We start from the raw sequence: 18,267 nt of genomic DNA, 5'->3' as shown, positions 1-18,267 counted from the left end.
GCACAATCAGCAATTCAAATATTTTTAAACATTATGCCTGGGGCCGCGGGAAAAAAGGGGAGTTTATGCCTTCCCCAGGTAGTGGTTCAGGGGCTCGATGGTGATCTCCTCGTGCTTCATCACCTCGATCGCCCGCGCCGCAGCCTCGGCCGCAGAGAGGGTGGTGATATAGGGCACAGAGTAGTCCACCGCGACCCGCATGATCGCGTAGTGGTCCTGCCGGGACTGCTTGTCTGCCGGGGTGTTGATGATCAGGCTGATCTCACCTTTGCGCATCATGTCGATGACATTGGGGGAACCTTCCTGGACCTTCCTGACCATCTTCACGTCGATGCCGGACTGGATGAGATACTCGGCCGTGCCGCCGGTGCCGTAGAGGACGAGCCCGAGGTCGGAGAGTTTCTTTGCGATCGGGACGATCGCTTCCTTCTGGTCGTCTGGCACCGAGATGAAGACATTGCCCCTGAGGGGCAGGTCGTTGTCCGCGGCCAGGCAGGCCTTGTAGTAGGCCCGGCCGAAGTCGTAGTCGATGCCCATGACCTCGCCGGTGCTCTTCATCTCAGGGCCGAGGACGGTGTCGACGCCCGGGAGTTTGTTGAAGGGGAGGAGCACCTCCTTGACGGCGACATGAGAGATGGTCTTTTCCTGATACCCGAGGTCGTGCAACTTCCTGCCCATCATCACCTTTGCGGCGATCTTTGCAATCGGCAGGCCTGTCGCCTTCGAGACGAAGGGCACAGTCCTGCTTGCCCGCGGGTTCGCCTCCAGCACATAGACGGTGTCGTCCTTCACCGCAAGTTGAATATTGATCAGGCCGACGACTCCCATCTCCAGGGCGATCCGCCGGGTGTAGTCTTTCACGCGGTCGATCACCGACTGCGAGAGGGACTGCGTTGGGATGACGCAGGCCGAGTCGCCCGAGTGGACGCCGGCCTCCTCGATATGCTCCATCACCCCGCCGATGAGCACCTCGTCGCCGTCACAGACCGCGTCGACGTCGAGTTCGTAGGCGTCCTGGAGGAAGCGGTCGATGAGCACCGGGTGCTGCCTGGAGACCCTGACAGCCTCCTTCATGTAACTATCGAGTTCGACCTCGTCGTGGACGATCTCCATCGCCCTGCCTCCGAGGACGTAACTCGGGCGGACGAGCACAGGGTAGCCGATATCCCGTGCGATCTTCCGTGCTTCGGTCTCCGAATGTGCGGAGGCGTTCGGAGCCGAGGGGATACCGAGACGGTCGAGGAGGACGCTGAACCGGTCGCGGTCCTCGGCCATGTCCATCGCGTCAGGGGAGGTGCCGAAGATCTTCGTCTTGAGGCCGCGCTTTGCGATCTCCTGCTCAAGGGGGATGGCCAGGTTCACCGAGTTCTGGCCGCCGAACTGGACCATCACGCCGTCGTAGTCGTCGTTGACCAGGACATTGACAACGTCTTCGAGCTGCATCGGCTCGAAGAAGAGCCTGTCCGAGGTGTCAAAGTCGGTGGAAACAGTTTCAGGGTTGTTGTTGACGATGTGGACCGCGACGCCCTCGTCCCTGACGGCCTGGACCGCGTGAACGGTGCAGTAGTCGAACTCGATCCCCTGTCCGATCCTGATCGGGCCCGAACCGAGGATGAGCACCTTCCTGCGTGTGTCGTGGAGATTTTCGTTCTCGTCCTCCCAGGTGGAGTAGAGGTATGGCGTCTTTGCCGGGAACTCGGCGGCGCAGGTGTCGACCATCTTGTAGGTGGGCCTGCCTGCCTCTTTCTCGACCTCGTCCACGGGGAGGCCGGTGAGTTCGGCGATCTCTGTGTTCGAGAAGCCGAGCCTCTTTGCGGTTCTGATGTCCCCTTCCTCGAAGTTCTCCTTCAGTTTCTTCTCGGTCCTGACGAGGTGCTCGATCTTCTCCAGGAAGAAGGGAGTGATCTTTGTCATCGCCGCGATCTCGTCGACGGTCATGCCCTGCCTGAAGGCATCGAAGAGGCAGCCAAAACGCTCGTCTGTCGGGCTGGTCAGGATCATCCTGATCTCGTTCTGGTTGGTGTGCTCCCGCATGTCCGAGTCCAGGGAGCGGAGGGCCTTCTTGAAGGCCTCCTCGAGATTCCTGCCGATGGCCATGACCTCGCCGGTGGACTTCATCGCCGTGGTGAGCGTCCTGTCGGCCGTCTTGAACTTGTCGAAGGGCCAGCGCGGCACTTTTACGACGACATAGTCGATCGAGGGCTCGAAGGATGCCGGGGTCATGCCGGTGACCGAGTTCAGGATCTCATCGAGGCGCAGGCCGATGGCGATCTTTGAGGCGACCCGTGCGATCGGGTAGCCTGTCGCCTTGGAGGCGAGGGCAGAGGAGCGGGAGACGCGGGGGTTGACCTCGATGACCCTGTAGTCCCCCTCCTTGAAGGCGAACTGGATATTACAGCCGCCCTGCACATTGAGGGCCCTGATGATCTTGATCGCCGCGGAACGCATCATCTGGAACTCGTCATCGCGCAGGGTGAGGATCGGGGCCACGACAACGGATTCTCCCGTATGGACGCCCATGGGGTCGACGTTTTCCATGCCGCAGATGATGATGCAAGTGTCGGCGGCGTCGCGCATAACCTCGAATTCGATCTCCTTCCAGCCCATCACCGACTCTTCGATGAGCACCTGGTGGATGCGGGAGCGGTTGAGGCCGACTTCCACGATGCGCCGCAGTTCTTCGGGGGTGTGGGCGATGCCGCCGCCCGCACCGCCAAGGGTGTAGGCAGGCCTGATGATCGCGGGGAGGCCGACCTCGGCCAGAGCCGCGTCCAGATCCTCGATATGTTCCAGGATCATGCTCTTCGGGACGGGTTCCCCGATCTCGTTCATCAGTTCCTTGAACTTCTCCCTGTCCTCGCCCTGGTAGATCGCTTCGAGGGGGGTGCCCAGGATCTCGACGCCGTCGAGTGCGCCGATCTCAGCGAGTTCGGCGGTGAGGTTGAGGCCGGTCTGGCCGCCCATGCCCGAGAGGATCCCGTCGGGCTTCTCTTTCTTGATGATCTTTGCAATGATCTCTGCTTTGAGGGGCTCGATATAGACCCGCTCCGCCATTTCGGGGTCGGTCTGGATCGTCGCCGGGTTGGAGTTGACAAGGACCACCTCGACGCCTTCCTCGCGCAGGGCGCGGCAGGCCTGCGAGCCCGAGAAGTCGAACTCGGCGGCCTGTCCGATCTGGATGGGCCCTGACCCGATGATCAGGGCCTTTTTAATCTTCGGATTCTTCGGCATCAGGCAATCCTCCTGTACATCAGGTCAAAGATGGGACGTTCGGTATCGTGCGGCCCGCCATGGGCCTCGGGGTGGAACTGGACGCAGAGCACGTCGAGGTCGTCGTTGCAGAAGCCCTCGAGGGTGCCGTCGTTCACGTTCTCGTAGGCGACGCGGCAGCCTTCCGGCAGGGTGTCGCCGTCCACGGCAAAGCCGTGGTTCTGCGTGGTGATGTAGATCGAGCCGTTCATATGCCTGACCGGCTGGTTGGAACCGCGGTGGCCGAACTTCATCTTGTAGGTCTCAGCACCGAGGGCAAGGGCCGTGACCTGGTTGCCCATGCAGATCCCGAAGACCGGGAGTTCGCCGAGGTAGTGTTTCACCGCGGCGATGGCGTCTTTCGCCTGCTTCGGGTCGCCGGGGCCGTTGGTGATGAAGATCGCCTCGGGGTCGCACCTGTCGATCTCGGCCGGCGTGGCATTGTACGGGTAGACATAGAGGTCGGCGCCGCGTTTCTGCAGGCTGACCGCGATGTTTTTCTTGATACCGAGGTCGATGACCGCGATCCGCTTCCCGGGACCCGGGATGTGGAAGGGTTCCTTGCAGGAGACCTGAGGGAAGAGGTCCTGCGCCGCGATGTCCGGGGCCGAACGGGCCATCTTCACCGCTTCCTCTCCGTCGTCGCTCCCGACGATGACGGCCGCCCGCATGGTGCCGTGCTGCCGTGTCTTGATGGTGAGCCGCCGGGTGTCGACGCCGGTGATCCCATACAAGCCGTTTTCTTCAAAAAAGTCGATGATTGATGGTTTTACTGTTGGATGCGTGCAGACTTCCCGGGTGACGCACCCGAGAGAATGCACGATCGGACTCTGGAAATTATGGTGATCTACACCATAATTCCCGATGAGCGGGAAGGTGAACATGAGGATCTGTCCCTGATAGCTCGGGTCGGTCAGTGCCTCCATATACCCGGTCATCTGGGTGGTAAAGACCAATTCCCCGGAACAGGACCCCTCTGCACCAAATCCCTCTCCTACAACAAATTCGCCGTCTTCTAGACCCAGAACCGCCTTCATGAATTACCATATTCAATGCGCCGCGTACCTTATTAACGCTAGTGACCGTGACGGCATCTCCCTTCCGGGAAGGCATATATATGGTCATGTCCTTTTCTCCACCGGGAGTAGCAGATGCACGGCGCATGGGTTCTCCGTTCGGCTGAGATCGTCGTGGATGGGACGCCTGGCGTGCTTGTCCTGAAAGGAGAGGATCTCTCGGCGGCATACCCCGGCATGGTCAGGTACACCCTCGAGTTCAGGAGAGGGGACACTGTCCTCTATACCTACCTGACAAATACCTACGAGTACCCGCCGGCCAACCCACAGACCGCGGAGAGTGTGGCGCTCACGGCCTTCCACCGCCTCAGGCAGGAACTGCCCGGGCGTCCTGACACCTTCGTCCTCCATCCACCCGAACCTGTGGTTCGGCCTCTGCCGCCCCATAGACCTGAGGCGGCGGTGATCATCCAGGGGAGTCCACGGCTGTACGGGAACTCGGCCATCCTGGCCGGGTGGGCGGCCGATGCCTGCCGGGACGCGGGAATGCGGTGCGAGACCCTCTATCCGGCTGAGATGCGCATCGAACCGTGCACGGGATGTTTCCGGTGTTATAATGCCGGCAGGTGTGTGATCCCGGACGACATGCCCGCGATAGACCGCGCTCTCGCAGAGGCAGGGCTGGTCATCGTCTGCACGCCGGTGTACACCGAGACTGTGCCGGCCGCGCTGAAGGTGGTGATCGACCGGTGTCAGGCGTACCGCGCCGGGCGCGTGCTGGCCGGCGGGGAAACCGGCAGGCAGGCAGGCATCCTCTGCGCTGTCGCCGGCCGGAAAGGCGCGGAGAACTTCGTCTGCGTCAGCCGGGTGGTCGGGTCGTTTTTTCGGTTCATCGGTGCGGAGATGCTCGGGGAGGTGCGTGTCGACGGGGCCGACGCGGTGAGCGATATCAGAGCGACGGCCGGGAGAGAGGCGGGCGTGCGCGCGGAGTTGCGGGCCCTGATCGCCAGAGCGGGGAGATGATCCGGGCCGCTGCCCATGGCACAGAACAAATGCTCATATTGGCCCGGATCAAACACTGAAGGCATGGCAGACCATGCCCACATCGAGATCATCGGGTTTTCGTATGGGGAGTGCAGCCCCTTCCCCTGCAATGAGGAGCGCTCTTGCGGCCTCAAAAAATGTTACCTCTCGGGGAAACTCGTGGACGCAACTGAGGCCCTGAAAGAGGCTCTTTTAGAGGAGTATGGCGGGAAGGTGGACGTGACGCTCACTCTCCTCGACAAGGGCGTCCCCGACTACGTGCAGCAGATCGTCGAAGAGCACCAGCCCCCTATCCCGATCGTCCTGGTGAACGGGAAACTCACCCCTGTCGGCCGCGTCTCTCTACCGCAGATAAAAAAAGAGATTGATTCCGCCCTTGGTCAGGCGATCTGATCCAGCTTTCCGGTTTCAAGGTTGAAGTAGAGACCGTGGACCGCAACCCTTCCCTCTTTCTCCGCCTCCCTCACGATCGGGTAGGTCCGGAGGTTTTTAAGCTGGAGTTTCACGTTCTCTTCCTCGATCATCTGCCCCCATTTCTTCAGGCCCGCGGGGTCGGAGGGCTTCGGCGTATTCTTCTCGACCTCTTTGCGTGCCACGGCGGCGTTCGAGAGCCACAGGGGAATGTAGGCCTCGTTCGATTCTTTGTCCGAGATCAGTGCCTTCATCGCGCCGCAGTCTGAGTGGCCGCAGACGACAATGTCGGAGACTTTCAGGTGTTTGACGGCGTACTCCAGGATCGTGGCGAAGTTCCAGTCACCGACCCTGACGATGTTGCCGATATTGCGGTGGACGAAGATCTCGCCGGCCATTGCGCCGGTGATCCTCTCCGGGGCGACTCTCGAGTCCGAACAGCCTATCCACAGGACGGTGGGGCTCTGTCCCGTGGCGAGGTCGCGGTAGTAGTCGCGGTGTTCGGTGAACTCGCCCTCAATGAATGTCTTATTGCCTTCAAGGAACCTGTCAATCATACCTAACTCCCGGCAGGCATGCTGCCGATGGTAAAAAATGTCCGTGAGAGGTATTGAACCCTCCGAAATCGATTCTGGAGAGGATCTGATCGGGAGGGGCGGTGAGGGTGGTATGGGGAAAGCAGTGGATTGAACACTGTGTTGCGGGCTGTTGCTTGAAAAACTAACATTTTTCTCATACTCCCTCTGTTCTCGGCCCCCTGCTCGTGGTACAGGATAGGGACGGGATAGCAAGCACTCCTCTTCTCAGAATCTCTGCTCTGTCTTCCTCGGTCCTATCCTAGATCGGGGGTCTGGGGACGTTAGTCCCCCAGTCTAGATTGTGAGGAAGGTGACGAATCGGCGCTCTCCACAGTGGGGCTGCCGCTCGAAAATCAAAGATTTTCTCGATTCACTTCGTTCATCCTCTCAGACCTTCGAAAGCCAAAGGCTTTCTCAAGCTCGCTAAAGCTCGCACCCTGCCATCAGGATAGGAGTGGGATGGCAATCGCCTTCCTATGGATCTCATTTTCTCTCTTCCCCGGTCCTATTCTAAATTAGCTTCTGGCGGGTGAAATCCGGGGTGAATATATGGGAAAGTCTTTAGACCACCATTCTCACCACGTTCTCATACCCTAAGCCCAGCCCCTCACCTCTGCACTGCCCCGGTGTCAGCCCCGCCGACTGTCGCGGCGTACCGGGCGAGAATGCCTGACAACTGTTTTTTCACGGGCTTCCACTCATGGCGACGGGACTTCAGGGTCTCCTCGTCGACGAGGAGGTCGAGGCGGCGGTTGTGGAGGTCGATCGCGATCCGGTCCCCTTCCCTGACGAGGGCGATCGGCCCGCCTGCCGCGGCCTCCGGGGCGACATGCCCGATACACGGCCCCCGCGTCCCGCCGGAAAACCGTCCGTCGGTGACGAGGGCGACCTGCCTGTATCCGAAGCCGACAAGGGCGGCGGTCGGCGAGAGCATCTCCGGCATGCCCGGGCCGCCGCGGGGCCCTTCGTACCTGATGACGACGACGTCGCCCTCTCTGATCTTCTGGCCGAGGATCGCCTTCATGGCGGCGTCCTCGCCGTCGAAGACGCGGGCGGGGCCGGTGTGCCGCCACATCGCGTCGTCCACGGCGGCCGCCTTGACGACGGCGCCGGCCGGGGCGAGGCTGCCGTGCAGGACTTTCAGGCCGCCCGCCGCGTGGACCGGGTGCTCGGCTGGCCTGATCACGGCGGTGTCGAGGACCGAGGCCGAGGCCGCGATCGACCGTGTCGTCCTGCCGGAGACTGTCGGTGTGTCTTCGAGGTGCTCCATGACCGCGTGGAGGACGGCCGGTATCCCTCCTGCGCGGTGAAGGGCGACCATGGAGTGGGGCCCGCCGGGCTGCATGTGGCTGATGTGCGGCACGGTGTCCGAGATCGTGTTGAAGTCGGCGAGGGTGAGGGGCACCCCGGCCTCGGCGGCGATCGCCATCAGGTGGAGGACGGTGTTCGTCGACCCGCCGAGGGCCATGTCCACCCTGACGGCGTTCCGCAGGCTTTCGAGGGTGATGATCCTCCGTGCCGTGACGCCCTCGTGCACCAGGCGGACGGCCGTCTCCCCGCTCTCCCGCGCGACCCTCAGTTTTGCGGCGTCCACGGCCGGTATGGCGGCGCAGCCGGGCAGGGACATGCCCATCGCCTCGGTCATGCACGCCATGGTGTTCGCCGTGTACAGCCCCTGGCAACTCCCGCAGCCGGGCATGGCGGCGCACTCCAGGCCATGGAGTTCGCCCTCGCCCATCGCGCCCGCGGCGACCTTCCCGACGGCCTCGAAGACATCGGTGAGGGTGAGGTCGCGCCCGCCCAGGTTGCCCGGCAGCATCGGCCCGCCGGTGACCATGATGGCCGGGATGTCCAGGCGTGCCGCGGCCATCAGCATGCCGGGCACGATCTTGTCGCAGGTGCCGACGCAGACCAGGCCGTCGAAGCGGTGGGCCTGGACCATCAGCTCGATGGAGTCGGCGATGTTCTCCCGCGACGGCAGGGAGTAACGCATCCCCTCGTGGCCCATCGCGATCCCGTCGCAGACCCCGATGACCCCGAACTCAAAGGGGACACCGCCCGCCGCGGCGATCCCCTCCCGCACCTTCTCGGTGACAGACCTGAGATGGGTGTGTCCCGGGATGATTGTGTTCCAGGCATTGGCGATGCCGATGAAGGGGAGGTCCATCTCCCTGTCGGTGATCCCGAGCGCCCGCAGGAGGGCGCGGTTCGGTGCCCTCGGGTACCCTTTCTTGACGAGATCGCTCCTCATGGTTCTCACAAAGAGACTGCCTGAGAGTATATCAACCCTCTGCCCGGAGGGAGCAGGGTCACGCCGTGAGAGGCACGGCCATCGTCATGATGGCTGAAAAAAGAGGGAAGACGCCTTCCCGCTCGCACTATCGAGAACGTTCAGGGCCGGTAGACAGGCGTGCCGTCGTACAGGCCGACGACCTCGCCGATGACGATGACCGCGGGCGGCCTGACGCCCTGTGCACGGGCGATCGCCGCGATCTCCGCGAGGGGCCCGACCGTCACCCTCTGGTCGGGGCGCATGCCGCGCTCGATGACCGCGACAGGCGTCGCCGGGTCGCGGCCGTTCCCGACCAGGGCCTCCGCGATCTTCCCCAGGTTCTTGACGCCCATGAGCACGACGATCGTCCCCCGCGTCCTGCCCAGGAACTGCCAGTCCAGGGCAGACTCACCCTTGGTCGGGTCCTCGTGGCCGGTGATGATCGTCACCTGGGAGGCGAACTTCCGGTGGGTCACAGGGATTCCGACAGACTCGGGGACGGCGATGGCCGAGGTGATGCCGGGCACCACCTCGACCGCGATGCCATGGGTGCGGAGGGTCTCCATCTCCTCCCCACCCCGGCCGAAGAGGAAGGAGTCGCCTCCCTTCAGCCTGACGACATTCTTCCCTTCTAGGGCCTTCTCGACCATCAAGGCCTCGATATCGTCCTGTTCGAGGGTGTGGTCGCCACCGTGTTTGCCGCAGTCGATCTTTTCCGCACTCTCGGGCAAGGTTGCCAGGATCTCGTCGCCGGGGAGCTGGTCATAGAGGATGACCTCGGCCTCCGCGATCGCCTCCTGTGCCCGCACCGCCATGAGGCCGAGCCCGCCCGGCCCCGATCCCACAAGGATTACCTTTCCTGTCATGGCATGATCCCCAGCTGTTTGTAGGCCTCCCTGATGAGGTCGCCGGCGTCGGTGCGAAGTTTCCTGCCGCATTCCCGGGCCTCGTCCGCGGTCGTGATTTCCTCCTCGACCCTCACATTCCTGCTCCCGTCGAGGGCGAGCACCTCGGCGATGAGGTGGCCGTCCCGGCAGTAGATGCCCTGCGGTGTGAAGCAGCCGCCGCCGACCTCTTCCATGATGATCCGCTCGATCCCGACATCCATCCGCGTCTGTGGGTCGTCGAGGGGCTGGATCATTTCGATGATCTCCGGGCTGTTCCTGCAGACAACGGCGATCGTACCCTGGTTCGGGGAGGGGACGAACTGGGATGTCGGCAGACGCTGCCCCTTCACCGTGTAGCCCAGGCGCTCAAGGCCGGCCTCGGCGAGGACGATGGCGTCGTACTCCTTCTCCCGCATCTTGTGGAGGCGCGTGTCCACATTGCCGCGCAGTTGCCTGACATCGATCTCGGGGTCGTGCCGCAGCAACTGCGCCCGCCGCCGCGTCGAGGAGGTGCCGACGACCCGGACATCGGCGATGTTCCCTTCATAGGCAAGATAGTCGGCTGGCGAGTCCCTGGTGAGGACGGCGCCGGTGACGACGCCCCGCGGCCTCTTTGCCGGGATGTCCTTCATGGAATGGACGGCGGCATCAATGGTGCCGTCGATGATCGCCTCGTCGAGGGCCCGGACAAAGACGCCCTGCCCACCGATCTCGTGGAGGGGGACGCCGGTGTTGGTGTCTCCCTTCGTCCTGATGACTGCCGTTTCAACTTCGATGCCTATCTGCGCCAGCGCCTTGCAGACCCGTTCTGTCTGCGCAAGGGCGAGCTGGCTCCCGCGTGTTCCTATTCTCAGAGACATGTCCTGTATGCGTCCGCGATGCGTTCGATGATCTCTTCTGTGTGCGCTGCCGAGAGGAAGTTTGTTTCAAACTGCGACGGCGGGACAAAGATGTCCTTCGCCAACATCTTCTCCCAGAATCTTCTGAATGCTGTGGTGTCGCTCTCCTTCGCTTCAGCATAGTTCTTCGGTGGCTCGGCCCTGAAGAAGTACTTGAACATGGAGCCGAGCCTGACAAAGGAGCCGCCGGCATCTGCGTCCTCGCAGGCGTCCTCGATGGCCTTCGTCCCTTCGTCGAGATGCTGGTAGACCTCCGGGTGGCCGTGGAGCCAGCCGAGGGCCGCGGCCCCCGCGGCCATGGTCAGGGGGTTCCCGCTGAAGGTGCCGGCCTGGTAGACCGGGCCCTGCGGGGCGACCATCTCCATGAGGTCGCGCCTGCCGCCGAAGGCCCCGATAGGCAGGCCGCCGCCGATGATCTTGCCAAGGGTCGTGAGGTCGGGTGTGATATCAAAGCGCTTCTGCGCCCCGCCGATGCCAAGGCGGTAGCCGGTGATCACCTCGTCGAAGATGAGGAGGACGTCGTGGTCCTCTGTGATCCGCCGCACCTCCTGCAGATAGTTCTCCCCGGGGAGGACGGGGCCGACATTGCCCATCACCGGTTCGATGATGAGGGCGGCGATCTCCTCCGACGAGGAGAGGACGGCGTCGAGGGCCGCGGGGTCGTTGTACGCCACCTGCCGGGTGTGGCGCACCAGGTCGGCGACGACGCCAGCCGAGTCGGGGACGCCCATTGTCGTCGCCCCGGAACCCGCCTGCACGAGCACGGCGTCGTGGGCGCCGTGGAAGCCGCCCTCTATCTTCACGATGTCGGGTTTTCCTGTGGCAGCGCGGGCAAGCCTGATCGCGGCCATCGTCGCCTCGGACCCACTGGAGACGAAGCGGACCATCTCGATAGAGGAGTGGTCGGCACAGATCCTGTCTGCAAGGGCGATCTCGTGCGGGCAGGGGGTGCCGTAGAGCCAGCCCTCGGCAAGCTGCACCTCGATCGCCTGCCGTACCACGTCATGGGCGTGGCCAAGGATGAGGGGACCATACCCGAGACAGCAGTCGACGAACTCCTGCCCCTCGACCGTCCGCAGGAAGGGGCCGTGCGCACCGGCCGTGTAGAAGGGGTACGGCTTGATTGCCCGCACCGGGCTTGAGACCCCGCCGGGCATCAGGCCCTGTGCCCGTGCAAAGAGGTCACTGCTCTTCATGGAGCCACCTCGCTGCGTCCTCTGCGTAATAGGTGATGATCAGGTCGGCCCCTGCCCTCTTGATGCAGGTGAGGCTTTCAAGGGCGCACCGCCTCTCGTCGATCCATCCCCGCTCTGCCGCGGCCTTGATCTGGGAGTATTCGCCCGAGACCTGGTAGGCAGCGACCGGGAGGCCGATCTCCCGGATCTTTGCCAGCACGTCGAGGTAGAGGGCGGCCGGTTTCACCATCAGGATGTCGGCACCCTCGTCCGCGTCCATCTCGGATTCGAGGAGTGCCTCGCGGCCGTTCGCCGGGTCCATCTGGTAGGTGGTCCGGTCGCCGAAGGAGTAACCCGAGTGTGCTGCCTCCCTGAAGGGGCCGTAGAAGGCGCTCGCAAACTTCGTGGAGTAGGACATGATCGGGACCTCGGCATAGCCTGAGGCGTCGAGGGCCGCCCTGATCGCACTGACCTGGCCGTCGAGCATGCAGGAGGGGGCGACCATGTCGGCGCCGGCGCGGGCGTGCGAGACCGCGATCTTCTGCATCAGGGCAAGGGATGGGTCGTTCAGGAGGTCTATCTCTCCTGACGAGGTCTCGCCGATGATCCCGCAGTGGCCGTGGTCGGTGTACTCGCAGGCGCAGACGTCGGTGATCACCACCATCTCCGGGCAGGCCTTCTTGATGGCGGCGACGGCCTGCTGGAGTCCGCCGTTCTCGGCATAGGCCGAGTGGGCGGCGGCGTCCTTCTCCGCGGGAACGCCGAAGAGGAGGACTGCGGAGATCCCCGCATTTTTCAGTCTTTTTGCCACGGTCTTTGCGTCCCCGACCGGGTACCGGTACTGGCCCGGCATCGACGTGATGGCCACGGGTTGTTCGATCGTCTCGTCGAAGAAGAGCGGCATCACAAGGTCGCTTACATCAATCCTCGTCTCCCTGAAGAGAGGTTGGAGGTTTCTCTTTCTCAGTCGTCTCAGTCGTCTTTCCGGGAACATAGTCCGTCACCTCTGGTGATTGCCTTCACCAGCCATTCTGCCTCTCTGGTCTGCCCCTGCTCCGCACATGCCCGTATGGAGTAGGTGGCGTCGAGGAGGAGTTTTTTTGCGAGCACTCTGGTCAGGTCGTCGATGATTGCCGCGGTCTGGGCGTCGCCTCCCTGGAGGCGGGCGCAGGCCCGGTCGCGCTCCCTGACGCGGATCGTCTCGGCCCAGGTGTACAGGCCCCGCAGGGCGTCGTCGGCCGAGGCGGCGTTGAGCATCGTGAGGAAATGGTCGAGTTCGGATTCGATATAGTCATGGGCGCGGTCGGCCTCGGCCTTCCGCGAGGTCAGGGTGTGCTCGTTGACGTCGCGGAGGTTGTCGATGGTGTACAGGTTGACGCCGTCGACTTCCCCGGCCCCCTCCTCGACGTCCCGCGGCTGGGCGATGTCGATGACGACGAGGGGCCGCGGGTGGCCGTCGAGGGGCCAGCACCGCCCTTTCATCACTTCGGCCAGGAGGGGCCTGGTGAGGATTGGGTGGGGCGCGGAGGTGCAGGTGATGACAACGTCGGAGAGGGTGATGTAGCGCTTCAGTTCCCCGAAGTTGACCGCCTTCCCCCCGATCTTCTCGGCGAGGACGACCGCCCTCTCGTACGTCCGGTTTGCCACGTAGATTGCGGTCAGGTCCTTCGCGGCGAGGGCTTGGGCGACGAGCATTCCCATCTCCCCGCTGCCGATGACGAGGATATGCCGGCCTTTGAGACTCGTAAAGAGTTCTTCGGCGAGGGCAACGGCCGCGGAACCGATGGAGACGGCGCCCCTGTTGATCTTCGTCCTCTTCCGCACTTCGACGCCGACGTGCACGGCTTTCTTGATGCAGAGATCGATGACATGGTCACTGGTACCGACCGCCTGCGAGGCCGCCCAGGCGCGTTTCATCTGACCGAGGATCTGGTCCTCGCCGATGATCATTGAGTCGATACCGGCGGCGACCTGGAGGAGGTGGCGGAGGACGTCCACCCCTTCGCGGACCTCGAACCTTTCTCTCCCGAGGTCGTGGAGAAAGTCGGCGAGGTCCCCCGCGGTCCCGTGGACGAGCACCTCGATCCGGTTGCAGGTCTGGAGGAGAAAGACGCCCTTGAACCGTTCCCTGGCTGCAGTGAGAAAGGCCTCCTCGTCGGCGAACCTGAACGCTTCGAGGTCGGCGAGGCCAGCCGCGTGGTGGTTGAGGCCGGCCATGGCCAGGTCAGTATAGAGATATGTTTCCACTGATATATCGCTCCCTTATTTTGCGGTACGCCTCGTCTTCGCCGCTGGCAAGCCATGCCCATGCGTCGGGGTCGCGGAGGACGGCCCTGAGGATCCGGCTCCGCTCGTCCTGGGAGGGTACGGAGCTTTTGAGGTCCTCGCGCAGTCTCCCTTCGACCCCGATCATTGTGTCGAGGTTGGGGAAGGCCTCCTCAAGGTGCTCCCTGAGGAACCGCGGGACGGCCGGGCTCGTCCCCCCGGTGCTGACGGCGATGAGGTAGCGCTCCCCCCGGAGGACCGAGGGGATAAGGACGTCGCCGGTTTCCCCGTGCGCGTTGTTGAAGTGAACGCCCGTCTCCCGCGCCAGGCGCCCGATCCTGTCGTTCAGGGCGGCGTCGGGCGTGGCTGCGACGACAAGAAAGGCCCCCTCCAGCAGGGCGAGGATTGCACGATTGTCCATTGCCCCGATGTCGGCCTCGACGCACGCGGCGCCGGAGCCGGCAAGGGAGGGCAGGAAACTCCGGCTGACAACGGTGACCCTCGCTTCGCGACAGAAATATGCCGCTTTTCGCGCTCCCACGGCACCGCCGCCAAAGATGACGACGTGCCTCCCGGTGAGGTCGAGGATCAGCGGGATCATCACTGTTCTGTGGGTGGCGGCCGCAAATTAAGATTATGTATTATCCGCGGTTCACGTCCGTAATACCCGACCGACCACCGTCTTTATCATCTCCCTTTCCTGATCTTTGCGCATGACAACGGATTTCCATGCCTTCAGCGCTATTGAAGGGGCTGTGTCCCGGACAAAATCGCTGCTCTGGCCATTCAATGTCGGCGTCTGGCTCAGGCTCGCCGTGATCTCGTTCTTTGTCGGGGGGATCGGCGGTGGTGGCGGCGGCAACTACTCCTTCCCTGACCGGGGTGGCCGGGAGGTGGGTTCCATGCCGGTGCCCGACTTCTTCGGTCTCGCCCCGACGACCTTCTTCCTGATCCTTGCGGCCGTGATCGTCCTTGCACTGCTCTTTGCCTATGTCGGGTCGGTCTTCCAGTTCGTGCTCGTGGACTGCCTCACCTCGGGCCGGGTCTCCCTCTCCCGCACCTTCAGGGAGCGGATGGGTCCGGGCCTGTCCTTCTTCCTCTTCGAGATCCTGATGGCTTTTGTCTTCATCACGGTGATGGTCGGCTTTGCGGTCTTCGGGGTCGTCACCGGCATCTTCTCGGGCGTCCCGAATGTCCTCGCCCTGCTCCTCCTCATACCGGTGGTCATCCTCCTGGCCCTGGTCGTCGGGACGGTGCTGATGCTCACTATCGACTTTGTGGTTCCGGTGATGATCGCGGACAACTGCGGGATCATCGAGGGGTGGCGGCGGGCCTACGGCATTCTCCGCGCGGACCTGAAGAACGCGGCGGTCTATGTCATCGCGAAGGTCATCCTTGCCATCGTCGCAGCGCTGATCATGGGGATACTCGGTCTCCTCGTCCTCGCTGTCATCGGGGTTCCGCTCTTTGTCGTCGCACTCCTTGCAGGGCTCTTCGTCGATGGCCCAACCCTGGGGGCGCTGGTCCTCCTGATCCTCGCCGTCGTTCTCCTCGCCCTCCCCTTTCTCCTCCTGCTGCAGGTGCCCTTCGTCACCTTCTTCAGGTTCTACTCCCTCGACGTCCTGCGGCGGTTCAGCCCGGCGCACGACCTGCTGGCAGAGCCTGAAGGCGACGCTGCGGTGTAAGGGGTGTCCCCTTTTTTCTGCGGCACCCCGTGGCACCGCGGGCAGGGGTGCGCTGTCCCACTCCCCTGCGGCGTTGCCGGGGCGGTGCGGATCTTTTTGTCTCCGGCACCTGTATGTCGGCGAGTATTGCCTGGAATACGCCAATGTCGCCTGCATGCAGTCCGATCGCCGCCCCGCCCCATCGCGGCCCCGACGTGGCCCGGGGGGGCCTTCCTCTGCGCGGCGGGGTCCCTGACCCCCGCAGAGCCCGGTCCGGGCCGGGCCTGTGGAAAATCCTTATATGTGAGTATAGCAAATATTGTAGAGCACTGCGGTGATACGACACCAGCAGAGCGCCGATAGTGTAGTGGTTATCACTAGGCGTTGCCAACGCCTAAACCCGGGTTCGAGTCCCGGTCGGCGCACTTCTTCTTCCCTTTGATTGATCGGTGACATTTTTTTTGTGTCTTTTCGAGAGTTTTTTGCGGTAGTGAGGGGTTTCGGGGCGGGGCCATCCCTGCTGCCATGAGTCGTCATGATTGACTGAATACAGGGTCTTCTCGTTGGATTTTAGATTTTTCACAGAGAGAGATCCATTCTCCCGCAGCCCTATGGAAAAATGTGATTTTCCTCCTGGCAATGTCGGGTCATTATATCTCAACTGATTCTTCAGCAGGGATCCCTCTCAATACCCCACCACCTCCCTCCCCTCCCACTTCACAAACCCCCTCTGCACAATCCCCCACCCAACTCCCACCAGAACCACCGACGCCATCGCGTACCAGGGGTTCATGAAGGAGAGGACGATAAGGGCGACGAGAGGGACGCCCAGCGCAAGGAGGTAGAGCACGAGCGCCTTCGGGTCGTAGAGGAGGACATTCGGGGAGAGGCCGGTGAGGTGGATCGTCACCGCAAGGCCGTAGAAGGAGACGGAGAGGCAGAGCACCAGGGCGGGGAGGAGGAACGCCGCCTCCCCCGCAAGGACGGTGACGAGGGCGATGAAGGCGGCCGGGATGAGTTGCAGCACCGCGAAAACGCAGACCTTGCTCTTCATGACGTCGGCGACGCCGAGGGGCAGGCAGGCGTACGGGCCGAAGCTGTCGAACATCGTGAGCCAGATGTACATCGTCGAGGCGACCACGCCGTTGAGGGCCGCGAAGAGGAGGAGGATGCCGGAAGCCGGGAGGAAGGGGCCGAGGAGGGAGAGGAAGAACCAGATGACCCCCAGGGGGATGAGGAAGGAGAAGAGGGTCTGGCCGACGGCGCTGCCGCTCCGCAGCAGGTCGATGCAGTCCTTCGCGGCGAGGGCGGGGTATGGGAGGGGGGAGAGGCGCCTGGCGAGGGGCGCGAGCATCTCCCTGTGGTGCTTCGCCCGTGCGGCGGACTCGGGCTGGAGCAGGGCGATGGAGAGGGCGGCAGGGACCAGGACGACGACGCACGCCGCAAGGAAAGTCCCCCACGAGAAGGCGCGGAAGAGGGCCAGAGGGAGGAAGAGGGAGACGCCGCCGAGGTGTGCTGCAACGCCGGCGCCGGCGAGGAGGACAGAGGCCGCGGCGAGCAACCCTTTCGAGCGGGCATAGGCCATCGAGAGGAAGAATGCCGCCGCAAGGCCGGTGAGGAAGGAGAGGGAGAGGGTGAGGAGGAGAAGCGCCGGCGTCGCCAGCGGGATGCCGGAGAAGGGTGCGGCGAGGGCGAACCCCGCGACAAAGGGGAGCACCCAGAGGACGAAGTAGTAGACCGTATCCTTCACCACAAAGTTCAGGAAGATGACCCTCTCCGAGACGGGCAGGGTGCGGGCCGCATAGGCAAGGCTGCTCGCCTGCCCGAACCGCCTCTCCATCACCTCGTTCATGAGGAGGCCGAACGCCCCGACCATGAGGCCGAGGAGGAGGAACAACGCGTGCGTGAGAAGGGCGAGGTCGCCGAAGGGGACGAGCGGCCTCAGGAGAGGGAGGAGAAAGGAGCCCATGCAGGCGATGGCGAAGATCAGCACCGGGTAGAGGGCAAAGCTGAGGCTCCCGAACATCGTGGAGTGGACCCGCCACTCCTCCTTCATCATGGCGCGGAAGAGTTCAAACATGGCCGTCCTGCCTGACAAGGGAGAGGAAGTACTCGTTGAGGTGCCGCCCCGTCCCCGTGACCTCTGCCACGCTGCCGGTCGAAAGAAGTTTGCCCCTGTGGAGGACGGCAAAGTCCGAGCAGATCTCCTCCGCGATCTCCAGGATATGCGTGGAGATGAAGACGGTGTTGCCCTTCTTCACGTACCCGGCCAGGTAGTCCTTCACCCTCTCCTGCATGATGGGGTCGAAGTTGATGAGAGGTTCGTCGATCAGGGCGAGCACCGGGCGGTGGAGAAACGCCTGGGCGAACATCAGTTTCTGCCGCGTGCCGCGGGAGAGGTCCTTGCAGAGCACATCTCTCTTGTCCCCGAACTCCAGGTACTCGAACCACCAGGCCATCTCTTCCTCGATGTCCGGGATCTTTCTGACGGCGCCGACGAGGTGGAGGTACTCCTCCGCGGTGAGAAAACTCGGGGGCGTCTCCTGCTCGGGTATGATCCCGACCCGGATGCGCACCCCCACAGGGTCGGCCACGACGTCCATGCCGAGCACCGTCGCCACACCGCCGGACGGCCGCACCTGGCCGGTCAGGAGTTTGATCATCGTGGTCTTCCCCGACCCGTTGGGGCCGAGAAGCCCGAAGAGCGCCCCCTGCTCGACGGATAAGGTGACACTATCCAGTGCGGTGGTGTCCCCGTAGACCTTTGTGAGATCCCGTACATCCAGTATGGCGTTCACGCGTGCGTC

Annotated in this window: 15 protein-coding genes and 1 tRNA gene; 4 read left to right on the top strand and 12 right to left on the bottom strand. The window is 63.3% G+C overall.

Going from position 1 to position 18,267, the window contains the following annotated elements; all coding sequences use genetic code 11:
* Positions 1-63 precede the first annotated feature (63 nt).
* Positions 64-3,231 (bottom strand): carbamoyl-phosphate synthase large subunit, encoded by a 3,168-nt coding sequence (gene carB, locus BP869_RS01230; RefSeq protein WP_342676149.1) that lies wholly within the window; start codon positions 3,229-3,231, stop codon positions 64-66.
* Entirely contained in the window at positions 3,231-4,286 is a 1,056-nt protein-coding gene (gene carA / locus BP869_RS01225; RefSeq protein WP_342676147.1) for a glutamine-hydrolyzing carbamoyl-phosphate synthase small subunit, read from the bottom strand. Before carA ends, carB begins: the two co-directional genes overlap by 1 nt.
* 114 nt (positions 4,287-4,400) lie before the next feature.
* On the opposite strand from carA, the gene BP869_RS01220 reads away from it, so the two are divergent.
* Both BP869_RS01220 and BP869_RS01215 read left to right on the top strand, forming a co-directional pair.
* Positions 4,401-5,288 carry a flavodoxin family protein gene (locus BP869_RS01220; RefSeq protein WP_342676145.1) on the top strand — a complete coding sequence of 296 codons (888 nt, stop codon included), beginning with the start codon at positions 4,401-4,403 and terminating at the stop codon, positions 5,286-5,288.
* A 63-nt stretch (positions 5,289-5,351) separates the two neighbouring features.
* On the top strand, positions 5,352-5,702 hold the full coding sequence (locus tag BP869_RS01215) for a hypothetical protein (RefSeq protein WP_342676143.1): 351 nt from the start codon (positions 5,352-5,354) through the stop codon (positions 5,700-5,702).
* On the opposite strand, the gene BP869_RS01210 is transcribed toward BP869_RS01215, so the two are convergent.
* From BP869_RS01210 to BP869_RS01175, 8 genes are all read right to left on the bottom strand, one after another.
* Complete coding sequence (locus tag BP869_RS01210) at positions 5,690-6,277, bottom strand: carbonic anhydrase (RefSeq protein WP_342676141.1); 588 nt, start codon at positions 6,275-6,277, stop codon at positions 5,690-5,692. The genes BP869_RS01215 and BP869_RS01210 overlap by 13 nt on opposite strands.
* A gap of 628 nt (positions 6,278-6,905) precedes the next feature.
* Positions 6,906-8,549: a dihydroxy-acid dehydratase gene (gene ilvD / locus BP869_RS01205; protein ID WP_342676139.1), complete on the bottom strand. Its 1,644-nt coding sequence runs from the start codon at positions 8,547-8,549 to the stop codon at positions 6,906-6,908.
* Between the two features lie 140 nt (positions 8,550-8,689).
* Positions 8,690-9,436 carry a uroporphyrinogen-III C-methyltransferase gene (gene cobA / locus BP869_RS01200; RefSeq protein ID WP_342676137.1) on the bottom strand — a complete coding sequence of 249 codons (747 nt, stop codon included), beginning with the start codon at positions 9,434-9,436 and terminating at the stop codon, positions 8,690-8,692.
* Positions 9,433-10,317 (bottom strand): hydroxymethylbilane synthase, encoded by an 885-nt coding sequence (hemC, locus tag BP869_RS01195; protein WP_342676135.1) that lies wholly within the window; start codon positions 10,315-10,317, stop codon positions 9,433-9,435. The genes cobA and hemC overlap by 4 nt, the downstream gene beginning before the upstream one ends.
* Positions 10,308-11,552: a glutamate-1-semialdehyde 2,1-aminomutase gene (gene hemL, locus BP869_RS01190; protein ID WP_342676132.1), complete on the bottom strand. Its 1,245-nt coding sequence runs from the start codon at positions 11,550-11,552 to the stop codon at positions 10,308-10,310. The genes hemC and hemL overlap by 10 nt, the downstream gene beginning before the upstream one ends.
* Complete coding sequence (gene hemB / locus BP869_RS01185; protein ID WP_342676130.1) at positions 11,539-12,525, bottom strand: porphobilinogen synthase; 987 nt, start codon at positions 12,523-12,525, stop codon at positions 11,539-11,541. The genes hemL and hemB overlap by 14 nt, the downstream gene beginning before the upstream one ends.
* Positions 12,504-13,748 carry a glutamyl-tRNA reductase gene (hemA, locus tag BP869_RS01180; protein ID WP_342677375.1) on the bottom strand — a complete coding sequence of 415 codons (1,245 nt, stop codon included), beginning with the start codon at positions 13,746-13,748 and terminating at the stop codon, positions 12,504-12,506. The genes hemB and hemA overlap by 22 nt, the downstream gene beginning before the upstream one ends.
* A gap of 7 nt (positions 13,749-13,755) precedes the next feature.
* Positions 13,756-14,397: a bifunctional precorrin-2 dehydrogenase/sirohydrochlorin ferrochelatase gene (locus BP869_RS01175; protein ID WP_342676128.1), complete on the bottom strand. Its 642-nt coding sequence runs from the start codon at positions 14,395-14,397 to the stop codon at positions 13,756-13,758.
* Positions 14,398-14,509: 112 nt separating this feature from the next.
* Here BP869_RS01175 and BP869_RS01170 point away from each other — a divergent pair, with 112 nt between their 5' ends.
* Entirely contained in the window at positions 14,510-15,481 is a 972-nt protein-coding gene (locus BP869_RS01170; RefSeq protein ID WP_342676126.1) for a DUF7544 domain-containing protein, read from the top strand.
* A gap of 332 nt (positions 15,482-15,813) precedes the next feature.
* Positions 15,814-15,885, top strand: a tRNA-Gly gene (locus BP869_RS01165).
* A 260-nt stretch (positions 15,886-16,145) separates the two neighbouring features.
* Here BP869_RS01165 and BP869_RS01160 read toward each other — a convergent pair.
* Positions 16,146-17,540, bottom strand: a complete 1,395-nt coding sequence (locus tag BP869_RS01160) for a hypothetical protein (protein WP_342676124.1) — start codon at positions 17,538-17,540, stop codon at positions 16,146-16,148.
* Positions 17,533-18,258: an ABC transporter ATP-binding protein gene (locus BP869_RS01155; protein WP_342676122.1), complete on the bottom strand. Its 726-nt coding sequence runs from the start codon at positions 18,256-18,258 to the stop codon at positions 17,533-17,535. Before BP869_RS01155 ends, BP869_RS01160 begins: the two co-directional genes overlap by 8 nt.
* Positions 18,259-18,267: the final 9 nt, after the last annotated feature.

The sequence above is a fragment of the Methanofollis sp. UBA420 genome (genome assembly GCF_002498315.1).
Lineage (GTDB): Archaea > Halobacteriota > Methanomicrobia > Methanomicrobiales > Methanofollaceae > Methanofollis.
Note: the sequence above shows the minus strand (reverse complement) of the source record. Positions and strands in the feature narration are given on the sequence as shown.

Coding starts and splice junctions, on each gene's coding strand:
- carB (WP_342676149.1), bottom strand. CDS start 3,231: ATGCCGAAGAATCCGAAGATTAAAAAGGCCCTGATCATCGGGTCAGGG.
- carA (WP_342676147.1), bottom strand. CDS start 4,286: ATGAAGGCGGTTCTGGGTCTAGAAGACGGCGAATTTGTTGTAGGAGAG.
- BP869_RS01220 (WP_342676145.1), top strand. CDS start 4,401: ATGCACGGCGCATGGGTTCTCCGTTCGGCTGAGATCGTCGTGGATGGG.
- BP869_RS01215 (WP_342676143.1), top strand. CDS start 5,352: ATGGCAGACCATGCCCACATCGAGATCATCGGGTTTTCGTATGGGGAG.
- BP869_RS01210 (WP_342676141.1), bottom strand. CDS start 6,277: ATGATTGACAGGTTCCTTGAAGGCAATAAGACATTCATTGAGGGCGAG.
- ilvD (WP_342676139.1), bottom strand. CDS start 8,549: ATGAGGAGCGATCTCGTCAAGAAAGGGTACCCGAGGGCACCGAACCGC.
- cobA (WP_342676137.1), bottom strand. CDS start 9,436: ATGACAGGAAAGGTAATCCTTGTGGGATCGGGGCCGGGCGGGCTCGGC.
- hemC (WP_342676135.1), bottom strand. CDS start 10,317: ATGTCTCTGAGAATAGGAACACGCGGGAGCCAGCTCGCCCTTGCGCAG.
- hemL (WP_342676132.1), bottom strand. CDS start 11,552: ATGAAGAGCAGTGACCTCTTTGCACGGGCACAGGGCCTGATGCCCGGC.
- hemB (WP_342676130.1), bottom strand. CDS start 12,525: ATGTTCCCGGAAAGACGACTGAGACGACTGAGAAAGAGAAACCTCCAA.
- hemA (WP_342677375.1), bottom strand. CDS start 13,748: ATGGCCGGCCTCAACCACCACGCGGCTGGCCTCGCCGACCTCGAAGCG.
- BP869_RS01175 (WP_342676128.1), bottom strand. CDS start 14,397: ATGATCCCGCTGATCCTCGACCTCACCGGGAGGCACGTCGTCATCTTT.
- BP869_RS01170 (WP_342676126.1), top strand. CDS start 14,510: ATGACAACGGATTTCCATGCCTTCAGCGCTATTGAAGGGGCTGTGTCC.
- BP869_RS01160 (WP_342676124.1), bottom strand. CDS start 17,540: ATGTTTGAACTCTTCCGCGCCATGATGAAGGAGGAGTGGCGGGTCCAC.